The organism is Bythopirellula sp. (assembly GCF_041737835.1).
Lineage (GTDB): Bacteria > Planctomycetota > Planctomycetia > Pirellulales > Lacipirellulaceae > Bythopirellula.
On the sequence record NZ_JBGSQY010000072.1, the window covers coordinates 20,380 to 35,925 of the forward strand.

The 15,546-nt window shown below is 51.0% G+C and carries 10 protein-coding genes; 6 read left to right on the forward strand and 4 right to left on the reverse strand.

The window, feature by feature from the left end; genetic code table 11:
• Positions 1 to 380 precede the first annotated feature (380 nt).
• Both AC6T8Q_RS19470 and AC6T8Q_RS19475 read right to left on the reverse strand, forming a co-directional pair.
• On the reverse strand, positions 381 to 1,739 hold the full coding sequence (locus AC6T8Q_RS19470; RefSeq protein ID WP_500680664.1) for an FGGY-family carbohydrate kinase: 1,359 nt from the start codon (positions 1,737 to 1,739) through the stop codon (positions 381 to 383).
• Positions 1,740 to 1,766: 27 nt separating this feature from the next.
• Positions 1,767 to 3,107 carry a neutral/alkaline non-lysosomal ceramidase N-terminal domain-containing protein gene (locus AC6T8Q_RS19475; RefSeq protein WP_500680665.1) on the reverse strand — a complete coding sequence of 447 codons (1,341 nt, stop codon included), beginning with the start codon at positions 3,105 to 3,107 and terminating at the stop codon, positions 1,767 to 1,769.
• Positions 3,108 to 3,234: 127 nt separating this feature from the next.
• On the opposite strand from AC6T8Q_RS19475, the gene AC6T8Q_RS19480 reads away from it, so the two are divergent.
• The 6 genes from AC6T8Q_RS19480 (at position 3,235) to AC6T8Q_RS19505 (ending at position 10,561) form a co-directional block, all read left to right on the forward strand.
• Positions 3,235 to 3,984: a GntR family transcriptional regulator gene (locus AC6T8Q_RS19480; protein ID WP_500680666.1), complete on the forward strand. Its 750-nt coding sequence runs from the start codon at positions 3,235 to 3,237 to the stop codon at positions 3,982 to 3,984.
• The gene (locus AC6T8Q_RS19485) at positions 3,981 to 5,207 is read left to right on the forward strand and encodes an N-acetylglucosamine-6-phosphate deacetylase (protein ID WP_500680667.1); all 1,227 of its coding nucleotides are present in this window, start codon (positions 3,981 to 3,983) and stop codon (positions 5,205 to 5,207) included. Before AC6T8Q_RS19480 ends, AC6T8Q_RS19485 begins: the two co-directional genes overlap by 4 nt.
• A complete protein-coding gene (locus AC6T8Q_RS19490; protein ID WP_500680668.1) occupies positions 5,204 to 6,142 on the forward strand; it encodes a sugar phosphate isomerase family in 939 nt (312 codons plus the stop codon). Before AC6T8Q_RS19485 ends, AC6T8Q_RS19490 begins: the two co-directional genes overlap by 4 nt.
• A gap of 142 nt (positions 6,143 to 6,284) precedes the next feature.
• A complete protein-coding gene (locus AC6T8Q_RS19495; RefSeq protein WP_500680669.1) occupies positions 6,285 to 7,673 on the forward strand; it encodes an aspartate aminotransferase family protein in 1,389 nt (462 codons plus the stop codon).
• Between the two features lie 39 nt (positions 7,674 to 7,712).
• On the forward strand, positions 7,713 to 8,543 hold the full coding sequence (locus AC6T8Q_RS19500) for a class I fructose-bisphosphate aldolase (RefSeq protein WP_500680670.1): 831 nt from the start codon (positions 7,713 to 7,715) through the stop codon (positions 8,541 to 8,543).
• 1,319 nt (positions 8,544 to 9,862) lie between these two features.
• Positions 9,863 to 10,561, forward strand: a complete 699-nt coding sequence (locus tag AC6T8Q_RS19505) for a PEP-CTERM sorting domain-containing protein (protein WP_500680671.1) — start codon at positions 9,863 to 9,865, stop codon at positions 10,559 to 10,561.
• Positions 10,562 to 10,977: 416 nt separating this feature from the next.
• Here the strand turns inward: AC6T8Q_RS19505 and AC6T8Q_RS19510 are convergent, their stop codons facing one another.
• Positions 10,978 to 11,901 carry a GGDEF domain-containing response regulator gene (locus tag AC6T8Q_RS19510; RefSeq protein ID WP_500680672.1) on the reverse strand — a complete coding sequence of 308 codons (924 nt, stop codon included), beginning with the start codon at positions 11,899 to 11,901 and terminating at the stop codon, positions 10,978 to 10,980.
• A complete protein-coding gene (locus AC6T8Q_RS19515; protein ID WP_500680673.1) occupies positions 11,898 to 15,350 on the reverse strand; it encodes a response regulator in 3,453 nt (1,150 codons plus the stop codon). The genes AC6T8Q_RS19510 and AC6T8Q_RS19515 overlap by 4 nt, the downstream gene beginning before the upstream one ends.
• Positions 15,351 to 15,546 lie beyond the last annotated feature (196 nt).

Consider the following 15,546-nt stretch of genomic DNA (forward strand, 5'->3'; position numbering starts at 1 on the left):
CAGGCTTTGTTACTAAACACTTGACATAGAAGGTGATTTTCGACGACTGCTTGGCATCTTGATAAGTAATATTGGTTTAGAGACGCCCAGAGCCTAATTTCTGCCACGACATAGAGGCTGGGAGATGGGTGCCGCCGAATGTATAGGGACCGGATTCGTAGTGTGAACTGCAGACTTATTCGCGTGAGGTGACCTAGATCGACAGATTGACAACTTGCGATCTTAACGATTGTTGGTGATCCATCGATCGGGAAAGGTTCGTACACTGTTCGCCACTTGTGAGCTACGAATTTATTGCTGACTGCAAACCTTTAGTAGGCGACAGTTGACTAACTAACTTTCTCGTCGAAACACTGCGGATTTGCGGATCGCAATATGCTCTATAAAGTCACTGCCGGGCGGATCGTGACCCATTCTCGCGATAAGTCTTTCAGAGAAGTCCCATGAATTGCATGATTGGCTAGTATCGCGGCTCCTAAGCTGGTGGGTTCGACACAAGCCGTAGCTTCAACGGGGCACCCCACTTTTTCAGTTTTGATCTGCTGCCAAAGCTCGCTCGCTGTGGCTCCGCCGGCAGATCGCACGAACTTAGGACTATTCAAACCACAGAGCATGTCGACTTGTTTAGCCAGCTCATCGGCAACGGCTTCGAGAATGGCATAAACTTCGTAACCAACGGCATGCTCCGCCGTTCGATTCGCAAATAAACTTTGCTCGTGAAGCGACTGATCCCACTTCAAACCCATCGCAGATCCTGCATGCTGGGCGAGTTCATCGAGCTCAGCAAACGTGCAATGTTCCTGCCGAGTATTGCGATAATTCTCCAACAGCGCACCGGAGATATTGCTGAAAACCATTTGATAGTAATATGATGAGTTTAGAGTGGGACCTTGAAATACATCCCTAGATAAATTCGGTTCAAATTTATCACTGCAACGGACTGTTGCGAGAACAGTCCCAGTCGTTTCGCTGACCATTCCGGGGACGACGTTACCGACACCGATTGCCCCGGCAAATTGGTCAAGGCAGCCGACAACAAAGCGACAGTTTCTACTGAGTCCAAGCTCGTCGGCAACCGTTGGTAACAGCGGGCCAAGGTCGGTTCCTGCCAGAACGATCTCAGGTAGCCATTCCTTGCAGATTGACTGCTTTTCGCATGCTACCGACCACCAGATCGCTTCATGAATATTGACCAAACCCGTGAGCCACGCAACGCTTGCTTCAGTTTTGTGTTGCCCAGTTAGCCAGAGAGTCAGGTAGTCGCTTATGCAGGTAAGTCGATGAGTCTTGGCAGTAATCACCGGTTCGTGCACAGTTAGCCAGTGGATTTTGGCTGGGAGAAACTCATGGTTGATGGAAGGGACACCAGTGGTTCGATAATAGTTCGTTGAGTGTGCCAACTCTTGCAATGGAAGGTTTTCACCGCGAGCACGGCCATCATTCCACATCAAGAAGGGCGTAAGCGCGTTATTGTCTTGATCGAGCAAGGTGAAGCTATTGGCCTGAGTTGCGAAACTCAACGCCATGACGTCGTGAAGTGATCCAGATTTTTCTCTCAATTGTGTGATGGTCAATTGAATTGTCCGTTTAAACGTCTCAACATCTAATTCGACACGTTCATCAGGTCCATGGCTGAGTGGGGAAGCTATACGGCAAACACCGATCAGCCTTCCTTGTTCATCGAATAAACAAGTCTTGAAATACGTCGTGCCGAGGTCGAAGATAAGAAACTTGCCCACGAGAATTCTCTCAACCAAGGGTTCGAGTCACTTTTCCATGAGTTTGAGCGTCGTTGACAGCAGCAATTCCGGAGATTGTGGGCTCTGAAACATCGCGTTGGACGCCTCATAAGTTCGCTTTTCTACGGCCTCGGCAGTCACCAAGTAACCCTGGAGTTCGCCATTGGCATTGGTAATCACGAAAGCGTGCGGATACTTCTCCTGAAGTTCCAACGCGAATTCCGTAAACACTTCGCCCGGCCACGCAACAAACGTCCAACAACCCACGGAAATCACTTGAATCTCGGCGGGCATACAGGAGTTGGCGGTAGACTGAATCTGACCTTGCTGCTGAGCGCGCGACAAAGTCAACGTTTCTTGCGCGCCAAACAAGTCGCATTCGGCAGTCCGGATAATGGCCCTTTTGGCACGGGAGTCGGTGAGTTCCGCAAGTCGCGACACGGCCTCTTGTAGCCTTGTCTTAGCGTCCTCAATCGATGGAAACGAACGAAGGGGCAGTTTGAGTTCGATTGTTTTACAGTCAACTTGCCAATCGTTAATGCATCCCGCTTCCTCAACCGCGGAAAATAGCGAATCGCCTAGTATTATTCCAAGTCGTTCCGCCTCGGCAAAGGTGTTGGAATCAACCACATGTCGAGGGCTTTGATTTCCCGCTGCACCCATGTGATAGACAAGACACAGATCAGGAATGCTTAACTTACTTCGTAAGTATTCACGCGCACAGCCTGGAAAATCCCCGCTAATCAGCTTACTATCTTCATGAAGGACCGTTGGGTGCATAGCACAAACACACATCAATCCGATGATCTTGAGATTCGATTCTGCTCGAACAACTAGCACTGGCACGTCTGAAAAGCTGGGACCGTTTGGGGCATGCCGATTCGTACCCAATCCAACTACCTTCTTTACCTGCAAACCCAACCTAGCTGGCTGCGCGCTGCGAACGGCATCGATTCCAGCGTCAACAATACCGGTCAGCACTTGCGCTACGTAACGTGGATCGGGTTCCGGAACAACGGTGTCGTCGGCGTTACTCAGCACCCGCATCGTTATCGGCGCCGAATGGGTGTGCGTTGCCGAAATCAATATACTTTCTGCGGGCAATCCAGTAGCCGCAGTGATTTGCTCTCTGGCCGTGGCTACCACTTGCTTTGTGACAGACAGCAGATCAACACTGATAAAAAGTGCTGCGCTGGCACCGTCATTTATGTACAGCGCTGAAGCCAACAGCGGATCATGGACTCCTGTGCTCGTCCTTTCGACGTGTGGATAGCCAAACAGAAATTGTGGCGTGCTCGGAGTAATATCCCGAACGGCCGAACCCGCGGTTTTGGACCTGAGGCTTGCCCTAGTAATTTGTCCTGACATTTTGCTCGGAAACCCTCTGAAAACCAGTTGACTAACAACGTTTATTGGTCATAATCAAACAGAATTGGTTATAACCACTTGGCAGTGGCCGTTCAACAGGTTTTGTCGCGATTTTTGAAAAACTCCGATGCCCGACACGATTCTATCTAGCGCCTACAAGCAAGTCGCCAACTCCCTTCGGCAGCAGATACTCAGTGGTGAAGTTGCCCCCGGCGAGAGACTTCCCACCGAGCGCGACCTTTGCGAGCAATTCGCCGCATCTCGAATCACCGTCCGTCGCGCACTTCAGATTTTGGCAGACGAGATGCTCATTCAGCGCCGCCACGGCAGTGGTACGTTTGTCAGCCCCACGCCTAGTCGGCAAATTCCTCTGCTCAATACGGACTTCATTGGCTCGATCTCGGCTCACGCTCCCGACATGCAACGGCAGCTTGACTCTTGGGAATGGAGAGCTGCCACTATCGATATCGCCAGCTTATTAAATATCGATTCAGAGGATCGCGTGCTCTTTGCTCGACGTATCGATCTGCTTGCAGATACACCCGTTGCTTACGACGAAGTTTACCTCATCGAGAAGTTGGCCAACCGTTTAGACAAAAACGATCTTGGAGAATTGAGATTCTTAGAACGTTGGCAAAAAGTACAAGATTTGCGAATTGATTATTTGACGCAAAGCATTGAGGCTATTTCTACCGAACCTGCTCATCGCAAATATTTGGGCGTCAAAAAAAATCAGCCACTGCTTAAGGAGATCGATGTTTTTTTCCTTGAATCGAGCGTCGCCTGTGGAGTGTTCTTCAGTTACTATCGCAGCGACTTGTTTCGACTGACGTCTACGATTCGTGTCAAACCAACGAATGCTGGTCAAGTATCGTGAGCAGTTTCGCGACATTGATCGAGAATGCTACTTTGCTTCGCCCAGGGTATTGGGTAAGGCCGGGGAGCCTGCTGATCAACGATGGGAAAATTACCGCTTTCGATCCAACTGTTGATCAGGTTGATGGTTCGTGCAAGCGAATCAATGCAACGGGCGCTTTGTTGACTCCTGGATTGATCGATATTCATTGCCACGGAGTGGGGAGCTATCTCTACGAAGTCGGCCCGGAGCAGATTTTGCAGGCCTCCAAGATATTGCCTCGTTTTGGCACGACATGCATTTTGCCAACGCTTTATACGGTGATGAATCGCAAGTCGCTCGGATTACTCGAACAGTTATCTACGGCATTGCCTTGTAGTGAAGGCTGTTCGATGCCGGGCTTTCATCTCGAAGGGCCGTTCTTAGCTCTTCCCGGAGCAGGGGCCGAGACAATTCCTGGTGACCTTACACTCCTCCAGGAAATTCTTGCTGCCACAGAAGGAAGAGTCTCGGCCATGTCGGTTAGCCCCGACACGCCCCACATTCTTCCCGTGATTGAATATCTGCGTGAACGAAACATCGCAGTGTTTCTGACACACACCCGTGCGTCCGTAGACCAAACTACAGCAGCGATTGCCGCCGGTGCGGCACATGCCACGCATTTTTACGATGTCTTTCCATTTCCCCCTGAAACCGACGCGGGCGTACGGCCCGTGGGTGCCGTTGAAACGATCCTTGCCAATCCTCGGTGTAGTGTTGACTTTATTTGTGATGGCGTTCATGTCCACCCGATGGCGATTCGTGCTGCTCTGGCAGCCAAAGGGTGGGATAAGGTCGTGGCGATTACCGACTCCAACATCGGTGCTGGCCTTGGTGATGGCGAATATGAAACTCCTTGGGGTTACCCGATTCAAGTTCGCACAGGAGATGCAGCGCGAGTTGCGGATCGGAAGCATCCTAATTTTGGTTGCTTGGCGGGGAGTTCGCTCACTATGGATCGAGCGATGGCCAATCTCACTGAATGGTTAGACTTGCCGCTGGAACAGATCTGGGCGATGGGAACCGTCAATCCCGCTACCGTGGTCTCGCTTCTTAAGAAGGGCGACTTATCAGTTGGTGCCGACGCAGACTTGGTTTTATGGCAAGAATCCGAGAATGGACGACGAGCCCAAATAACCTGGGTCGCTGGTCGGTGTGTTTATGACGTTGATTCTGTTTACCGCGATATAGGTTCAAATACATGAGCAGTACGTTTCACTATTCCCCGTCAAAGCACGTTCACTACCGAGATCAGGCCGACATCGAGCGCTGCCGCGCGATCAAACGCGAGGATATTGAGAAGCATCCCAATCCCGATTTTCGGATACGCGTCGTCAAGGATGCCGACTTCGGCTTCATGTTGCTCACAGATATGTATGCACGCATTAAGCAAGCCAGCGAAGAAGGCCGTCAATGTGTCATGATGATGCCGAACCCTTGCCCAGTTCTTTATCGCGCTCTCTCGCGCCTGATCAACGCGACCAACCAAGACTGTAAACACGTTTGGTTTTTTGCTCTCGATGAGTATGCGAACGAAGAACGGCAAATTGCACCCGAAGATTGGCCTTTTGGTTTGGTACATTCGATGCTTTCAAGCTTATACGCCAACATCGACGAACGACTTCGACCTCCGCGCAAACAAGTGCTTGGCCTTAACAATCAAAATATCGATCACTACTTCGACCTAATGCAAGAGGCTGGTGGTGTCGACATCAGCTATACGGGGCCGGGATGGACTGGGCATTTGGCATTTGTCGATCCCGATGCCCCTGAGTTTGCCGGATCTCTCGTAGAATTCAAGCAAATGGGGGCTCGGATTTGTACCCTCAGCCCATTCACCTTAGCGCAAAACTCCATGCATGGAAGCTTTGGGATGAGTGGTAATGTAGCCGCCGTACCACCCATGGCAGCGACGATTGGTCCTAAGGAAGTGATCGCTGCCAAGCATCGTTGGGAAATCGCTGCGATTGGAGTTCATGGCACGGCCACGAGCTGGCAGCGGATGATCGCACGTCTCTGTTATCACGGAAAAGTCACACCCCAGCTACCGTCTTCCATTCATCAAGAATTGCGAACCGATTGCTATATCTCAGAAACAGTTGCCGCCAACATCGAGCCGAACTGGGACAAGGAATACTAAATTTCCACGGCATGATGAGATTCATATTCGTGAACTTTTAGAAAACCACAGCGGAATTCACTTTTGCAGCGTAAATCAGGGACGCTTGAACTTTAGTTCCGTCCATAAACTTTTAATCATTCAATTACTGGAGTTGGTTTCGATGTCCGTCGCACTCCCCGTTCGCGAAACAGATCATCTTTCGCCTTGGGCTCATCTTGATATCAATCAGGTGCCCGATATCAAGACCGAACTCCCCGGCCCGCGGTCGCAAGCTTTGCACGCTCGTTGCACGAAGCATTTCAAGGGACTCAGCGAACAAGTCAAGCTATTTCCCGTGGCATTCGATTCAGGAAAAGGGTGCGAGCTCGTTGATGTCGATGGCAATCGCTACATCGACTTCTCGTCAGGCATTTATGTCACGACGCTCGGCCACTGCCACCCCAAAATTACCGAGGCCGTGCAGCGTGCCGCCGCGACGCTCATGAATTGTCACGACTTCACCACTGAGATCAAAACGAAACTCGTCGAGAAACTTGCCGAAGTCTTGCCCGGAGATTTGAACGGCTTTCAATTTTATGATTCCGGTACAACGGCCGTCGAAGCGGGCCAGCGAGTCTTGCGTGCGGCCACCGGCAAGCACGAGATGCTTTCCTGTTTCTACGATTACCACGGTAAAACTTACGGTGGGGTCTCGCTGGGCCACATTCGCTCGCAAGTCTACGGACCTGTCCGTGCCCCCGGCATGCACATGGTGCCGCGGCCAGACACCTATCGACCTATGTGGGCCAAGGACGACGGCACGATCGACACCGACAAATACATCGAGTTTTACGATCAATACATCGACAAAGGGACCGTCCACTCGGTCGCGGGATTTGTACTCGAACCAATCCAAGGTTGGGGTGGCTCAATCATGCCCCCCGACGATTTCTTTCCGAAGCTTCGCGCCTATTGCGACGAGAAGGGCATCCTGATGATGGCCGACGAAGTGCTCACTAGTTGGGGCCGCACCGGCAAATGGCTCTGCATGGAACACTGGGGAGTAGTGCCGGATGTCGTTTCGATCGGCAAGGGCTTTGGCAACGGCTTTCCCGTCACGTGCGTGGCGGTGCGTGAACCGTACAAGGAATCGTTCGAAAAAATCTCCGCTTCAAGTAGCTACGGCGGTAATCCCATGGCTTGTGCGGCGGCACTCGCCAGCACCGAAGTCATCGAAGAAGAAAAACTGCTCGAACGTGCCACGCACCTCGGTGAGTTGGCACTTCGTCGAATGGAACGAATGAAGACCGAGCATTCAATCGTGGGCGATGTTCGCGCCAAGGGCTGCCTCATGGGAATTGAACTCGTAAAAGACAAGGCCACAAAGGAACCCTTCGATGCGGCGGGAAAGATGGTTTATCAAAAAGCCTTCCGCAAAGGCTTGGCTTGGATCCCCGCCGGCCACATTCTTCGCATGAGTCCACCGGTGGTCATGGAAGACGACGTTCTGTTTAAAGGTCTCGATATCATCGACGAAGCGATCGGCGAGACAACACGCGAACTTTCGTAGTAACAGCTTTCAACAAAAACGAAATCAACAACCCCCATTATGAAGCAATACCGCCTTAACCGTTTGTTCAATCCAAAGTCTAATCGCTGCTTCAACGTGGCGGTCGACCACGGCTTTTTTAATGAACCGGGTTTTCTCAATGGCATCGAAAGCATTGAGGCCACGGTGAAAACACTCGTTGCTGCTGGCCCCGATGCGATTCAGCTCACCGTGGGACAAACTCGCCACTTACAATCTTTACGGGCCGCGAACAAGCCATCGCTCGTCTTGCGGGTCGACACGGCCAACATCTACGGTCGGAGCTTGCCCGACGCGCGTTTCAGCTTGATGCTCGAGGAAGCAGCCATCCAAGCCGTACAGCAAGATGCCGCTTGCGTGTGCGTGAATCTGTTTCAGGTCCCAGGCGCACCCGATGTTCATCAACAATGCGTTCAAAATATCATGCGGCTTAAACGGGAGTGCGACCAGTATGCAATGCCGATGATGGTCGAACCGCTCGCGTTTCGTCCCAACAGCGAAGCGGGTGGATACATGGTCGACGGCGATCTTACCAAGATTCTTCATCTGGTAAGGCAAGCCGTCGAACTCGGTGCGAATATCATCAAAGCCGACCCTACGGACGACCCGTTGGAATATCACCGAGTAGTCGAAGGGGCAGGGGGAATTCCCGTCTTGGTTCGTGGTGGTGGAAAAGTTTCCGATCGGGAAATAATCGAGCGCACCCTCGCGCTGCGCGGACAAGGTATCTCCGGCCTCGTTTATGGTCGGAATGTCATCCAACACCAAAGCCCCAAAAAAATCACGAAGGTTATGCTTGCTTTGCTGCATGAGGACGCAACGGTCGATCAGGCACTTGCTATTCTGGAGTAGCGTGAATTCGCATTGTATTCCAAAGTTGCAAACGAATTAATAAGATTTCATCGTGATCCCAGGCCAGTCATCGGTACGAAAGGGTGAGGCGGGCAAGCCCGCGCGATTCTTTAAATTGCAAACGGGATTATTTGCCCAACCATAACGCACAGCCATTGGCTGAGTAATCTCACTGTTTGACACTTCGACTTGATTCCACGCGATAATTCTGGCCTGAGCGGGCACAAACTTGCGGTCTTGCGTGACATTTTTCGGTAATGCTGTTCTTGCATTCGGCGAGCTGAAGTAAAGGACGCCAAGCGCGTTAGCTAAGTTATCAGCGACGTGGCATGTGGAAAAGCGTCAACAACTCGACGCTCCCGCCAAACGGCGAGACACTCCAGAAACCGGCCGTTTGTTGAACATTGGTTAGGCGACCATTAGCCCGCGACTGATCTCCGCGATCAAAAGCCTACATGGTCAGGTTTCAAGTCGGGAATGGGGTGGAAATTCTTGGACAGAATCGCTATTCTTGGAAGTAGAAGACACTAGTTTTCGAGGAATTTCATATAAGGCTCTGTTTCTCTTAATCAGTAGGTTGTTGGTTCGATTCCAACAGGGAGCACTTTCTTAAGTTGTTTCGAGAATAGCTGTTAGCTTCTGCGATGTCCTTCTCCACGATATCTGTGCCTATTCTCAAAGGTGCAATGTGTCGCAACAAGTTGCAATCTCGCGAAGGTGGTCGGACAAGCTACGGGCAAGCGGAACCCGACGAGAGAACAAGTGGGGAACAAGTGGAAGCGATATTCTGAGGAGTTTCTGTTCTCGTTCCACGATCCACACGGCCAAAAGGCTCGTTGTGAGAAGCCGAGTTGAAGAGATTCCAGCAGCGTTTTAAAAAAGTGATATCCAAGACTCCCGTAAAACGTCTGATCAGATATTGCAATGGGTAGTGTATTGTTCACCACCTGTGGTCATGGGACGCAACTTTTGAGTGGATCAAAGAATGGAAATGCGGTTCCCCAGGGCGAATGTCTAGGCCTTTCTAGCATTTGAAGCTGGAAGACAACCCTCCCGGTCCCTTTTACAGCTAGCGAAGCGCCGCAGCTGGACAGCACGCCGAAAAACGTCAAGTAGTCCCCAATCGCTACAGACACGGGGAGGCACGATGTTAAGATTGTAACACTTGTCGGCCTGGATCGGTTTCAAGTTCAACCCATCTGGGACTTTTCGGCTTCGTGTATGAAGCTTCACTACACTCCTGAGCGGTTTGTCTAATGAAAAAAAATCTGTCTGTGTCTTTCTTTTGCCTCTTTGCAGGATTGCTGTGGTCCTGCCTAATGCCGAGCTTCAGTTCGGCAGTTGAAGTCATCACTGTTCGTAGCGGTCAATCGGGTGGTGTTCCCGGTGCCCCAGGTTCACTCGATGATATCGTGAATTTCGACCCGTGGGGAAATCCTGGTGGATTGCCTGTTTTAGGAACTCCATTTACACCGGCAGACTATGCCGCCACCAATGCTGGTCCCAGCGCAAGAGTGATCACTCCTTTGTCAGTTTGGATGGGAGGAGCAGTCGCGCCGCTGAGTGATCCGCTCGCTCGCTGGATCAATTTTGAATACGATCCCTCGAGTGGTTATGGCATTCCCGCAGGATCCGCACTTTATGCCGTCCCCTTTTTCATCAACTCGGCCACCTTCTCTAACGCAACGTTGGTCGTGGAAGGTGGTGTCGACGATTGGCTCGGTGATGCTCTCGGTGGAGGACCAAACCCCGATGGTCTCTACGTGAACGGTGTTCCCAGCGGTCTGTCGACTCTGACACCTGCCGACTTCAACTATGGAGTCCCCACGACGCATATTGTGGATATTACGGCGAACGTGGCCCCCGGGCAGAACTATTTGTATTTTTATCAGCGCGATGGGGGTATCGGAGTCAGCGGACTCATCTTTAGCGCGACAATCACCGTAGTGCCCGAGCCAAGTTCTCTGGGACTACTCGTGATCGGCTTGGCATTCGCGTTCAAGCGGCGTTTGGTTTAGCTCGACTTCACACTAAAATTGAAAAACGACACTGCGTACAGGTGACTGCGAGTTGCCTGTGCGCAGTTACTTTTGTTCGACTTAGAGAACGCAGGTGAATGCGGATTTAAGAGACATATTAGAAGATGGGCGTCTTTTGAACCGTTCGTATTTCGGCACTCGTCTCCGTATGTCGTTCTGGCGAAAAGTCTTCGGACAACGGTGTGTCAAAACTCATGTCTTCAATCAAAAATTCCGAGCATCAACCTCAGCAGATTGCGCTCAGGCGTAACTCATACCGGGGAAAAGCGACCGACCGCAGATCGAGCCTGCCAAGAGCGCCGTCAAATAGAGTATCGCTGCTGCCTGCAACAGGCCGCGTTCGTGACCTAAAGCATCTTCGGAGTCGGTCGTTCTTTCATTGATTGTTCAGTTGGCTAGGAGGAAGAAATAACATCCAAAACCTCGACTCGGTTTCGCCCGTTACCCTTCGCCTGATAGAGTGCGGCATCTGCGAGACTTATCAGTTCTGGCGCGTCGATATAGTTTTCGGCCCGCACCTCTGCAACTCCAATACTAAGCGTGGTACGAATCGTAGATAGAGGTGATTCAACAATCAGGCGAGCTACACCATCACGCAAACGCTCCGCACATTGGAGAGACTCACTAAGGTTGCATCCAGGCATAACAACAAGAAATTCCTCTCCGCCATAGCGCCCCACAGAGTCGTAATCGCGAGTCGTCTCGAGTAATGCTGAGGCGATTCCCCGCAGCACTCGATCACCGGTAGGATGCCCATACGTATCGTTAATAAGTTTGAAGTGGTCGATGTCGGCAATCGCTATCCCAAGAGACTTGTGTTCTCGCTTTGCGCGGCTTAGTTCGCCGTCCAAAACATTTAAGATGGAAGCTCGGTTGAGGAGCTTAGTAAGATGATCCCGAGTCGCCTGTTCGCGCAACACTTCACGAGATCTTATCAACTCCTCTTGCAGTTGAACGATGCGCTCGCCTGCGTGCAAGCGCACTTTAAGCTCTGCCGAATCAAAGGGCTTGGTGAGGTAATCGTCTGCGCCTGCTTCCAATCCCCCAATAATTTCATCCGGCGCACTCTTGCCCGTGAGCAATATAATGTAGATGTATGGCTCGGAGTTTTTTTGTCGAATCTCGCGACACAGCTGCATGCCATCCTTGCCGGGCATCGACCAGTCCAAGATTGCAATCTGTGGAGGATCATCCGAAAATAGCTCCCTTGAAGCTTCAGTACCGTCTGACGCAACAGCCACCTGATAGCCCCAGAAATTCAGCGTTGATTCAAGCAGCCGCCGCAGAATGGGATCATCATCAGCAATCAAAACTTTCATTGTTGTTTACTCACTTGATGTGAAGAAAGTGCGTTCACTAGTCGGTCCATCTCACTTTTAAGGCAGACGAGAGAGTCGTTTAACTGTTCAAATGACTCCTCTCGGCTACCCTGTTCCAGTAGATCAGCAACCCCTGCGGCAGACTCGGCACCAATGTTGAGCATTGCTCCCTTGAGCGCATGGGTGCCTCGCTCAATTGCTTGCCGGTCACGTCGTGCCACAGCCGCCTCGATCTCTAAAAACATTTGTGGCGAGGTCTCTAAGAAGAGTTCGATGAGTTCATCCAGAAGTTGCAAGTCGTGTTCAACTCGCAAATAGAGGCCTTCAAAATCAACCGTGGATAATTGGTCGCTGATTGGCTCTCTTATTTCAGAATCGGCATCTCCTTTCGACTTTGCCTGATTCTGAAGTTGTGAAACCGGTTGAGACGACCCTGCCAGCCGACCGATAGTTTCTAGCAATTCAGGTATCACGATTGGCTTCGATAGATAGGCGTCCATTCCAGCATCGAAGCACCTTTGCTGGTCCCCTTTGTAGGCGTGTGACGTCATGGCGATAATCGGCGTATGCTTGCCTATGGTTATCTCCAAGTCCCGAATTTTCACTGTGGCTTCCAGCCCATCCAAAACTGGCATTTGCACGTCCATGAGCACAAGATCGAAATAATCGCTCAAGTACGCACTGATTGCTTCGTTGCCGTCATTGGCGACGGTTACTTGGTGGCCATGATTTTCGAGTATGCCGACAGCGACAAGTTGGTTCACGGGATTATCTTCTGCCAGTAAAATTTTAAAAGTTGGTGTAATCTCCAGTTTAGTTAAGGAGTCCTGTGCGTTTACTTTTGTTGTCGTGGGGATATTTCCGAAGGAAGTACGACCGTCCATGCAATTACTAATTGCATGATAGAGATCGGCGGCTTTGATCGGCTTGATCAAATAGGAGGCTATCCCCAATGCCCGACATCGTGCCGCATCACCTTGCCGGTCAGCTGAAGTAAGCATCATAATGGCGGGTGGTGTGGTCGAAGAATTCAAACACAATTGTTCTACCAGCGTAAAGCCGTCCATTTCAGGCATCACGGCATCGACAAGCACAAGTTGGTAGGGCTCGCCCGCCGCTAGCTTTCGGTTGAATTCTTCAAGCGCCTCTGGCCCTGAGGTGGCCGTTCTGGGCACGGCCCGACATTGCCTAAGCATTTCGTCCAGTACACGGAGATTGGTTGCATTGTCGTCAACAATCAACACGGCAATCCCGGCAAGCTTAGTGAGATCGGCATCCAAAGCTGGCGATTTTAACAAGCGAGCTTGAGCAAACCGTGCTTGAAAGAAGAACTTGCTCCCAAGTCCAATCTTGCTACTGACAGCGAGCTTTCCGCCCATGAGGGCGACGAGTTTTGATGAAATCGACAGCCCGAGACCGGTTCCACCATATTTACGAGTCGTCGATGTATCGGCTTGCTCGAACGGATCGAAAATCGCAATCTGCTTTTCCCTTGCGATGCCAATGCCCGTATCAATCACGGCAAATGCGATTTCGCAATCCTCTTCACTCTGACTCACCATGCTTGCCTGCAAGATGACTTCACCGGAATCCGTAAACTTAATGGCGTTTCCCACCAAATTGATGATCACTTGGCGTAGTCGATTCGGATCCCCCACAACGTATCTGGGAACATCGGCGCTGATGTCACATGTCACTTCAAGCCCTTTGCAATGTGCTCGATGTGCGAGCGGCTTGAGTGTGTCTTGCAGCAGGTCAGGAAGCTCAAACTCTACGGGGTCGAGTTCCATATGCCCGGCCTCAATCTTGGAATAGTCGAGGATATCGTTAATGATCGTCATCAATGACTCTGCTGACAACTTGACCAACTTAAGCGACTCACGTTGCTCGTCACTCAGCTCCGTGTCGAGCAACAGCTCGGTCATCCCGAGGACTCCATTCATGGGGGTGCGGATCTCATGACTCATATTCGCCAAAAACTCACTTTTGGCACGGTTCGCAGCGTCGGCTGCATCCTTGGCTGCTTCGAGTTCCTCATTCATGCGGCGTTGATCGTCGATGTCGGTTGTCGTTCCGTACCACTTTGTAATCCGGCCATCGGGGCCTCGCATTGGCACGCCGCGCGCTAGATGCCAGCGATAACTACCGTCGCTTGCTCGGCGGACACGATATTCAACGCTGTATAGATCACCTGTTTTGAGTGCTGCGTGCCAACATTGTTTCGCTTTTTCTCGATCGTCAGGATGCAAGATTTCTAGCCAACCGTCGACTAAATCTGGATTCGTGTCGCAATCTGTATATTCAATCCAGCGTTGATTAAAGTAATCGACAGTACCACAAGGCAAAGTCGACCAGACCATTTGCGGCATCGCTTCGGCCAACGCACGATATTGTTGCTCACTAGCCTTAAGAGCCTGATGCGATTCGCGTAAACTTGCGAATGCCCTCGCAGTTTCTTGTTGAGAAACCTTGATAGCTGTGATGTTCTCGTGCGATACAACCAAGCGGATATTGCCAGGTCCCGTGAACCGCGACACGCGGATTTGGAACCACCTTGACTCTGTCTTCGATTTGCATGGGTATTCAAACTCAAATTCGGATTCTCTGCCGTCCAGAATTGCACGGATACGGGCGGCTACGGTGGCAGCATCACTTGAGCCCAATTTTGCGGATCGATCACAAACCTCAAGATAATTGACATTGCTCAGGAGGGCAGGGCCGGCGCCGTTGGCTTCCGCGTAGTTCCGCCAGGCTCGGTTTGTCGCAATGATCATCCCTGTCTCGTCCAGAATCGCAATATGTGATCGCAATGCATCCAGAGTCGATTGAGATAATCGATTTGATTCGAAAAGGGCTGCTTCTGCTAGGCTGCGAGTGCGGTGATGACGTTCCATGGCATACGCGGTTCCAATCACAAGGATGATGCCCGTCGCCATTCCAAGAAGTATGGCCGTTTTCAAACGGAAGGTATTAATTTCCAATGCATTTGTAGCTTGAGCCAACTGAATCTGAGCGTTATCTGAAATCCGTCGGATTAAATTCCGAATCTCATCCATCAAAATCTTGCCTTTGTTCTGAACAGCAAGACGTTCCTGACTCAGTGGAATGCCCCGACGCGCGGAAACTACCTGTGAAAGATGTTCCAGTTTTCTTTCAACGAGATCTCGTAAGTCGTGAATGAGATCCTGCTGCGCTATATTTCCTCTGCAGTGCTGCGCTAAAATCTCCAACGTTTGATCTGCTCTTTTACACGCTGACTCATAAGGCTCTAGGTATCCAACGTCGCCAGTGATCACGAAGCCACGTTGCCCGGTCTCGGCATCCGTGAGTGTTAAGAGTACGCTATCCACCGCATGCAATTGCTGATAGGCCTGATCCACAACCATGTCGCTGCGTATTAATTGCCGAGCGCTCTGCAAAGAGACAATCGCGTTGGCGACAAGAAACACGCCTGCAATGCCGCTTCCAATCCAAGCTATTTGTCGTGAGTTCGTAATTGCTGGACTCCTTCTTAGCCTGCCCATTTCTGAACAACGCCGTGGTTGAGCTGGCGTTGTAAGATCGAGTAAAGACTAGGCTAGCTTCCGAAGACCGCAAAACTCTTGAGGAGAACACCTCATGTTCTGGCATTGCTGAAGAGAGAAA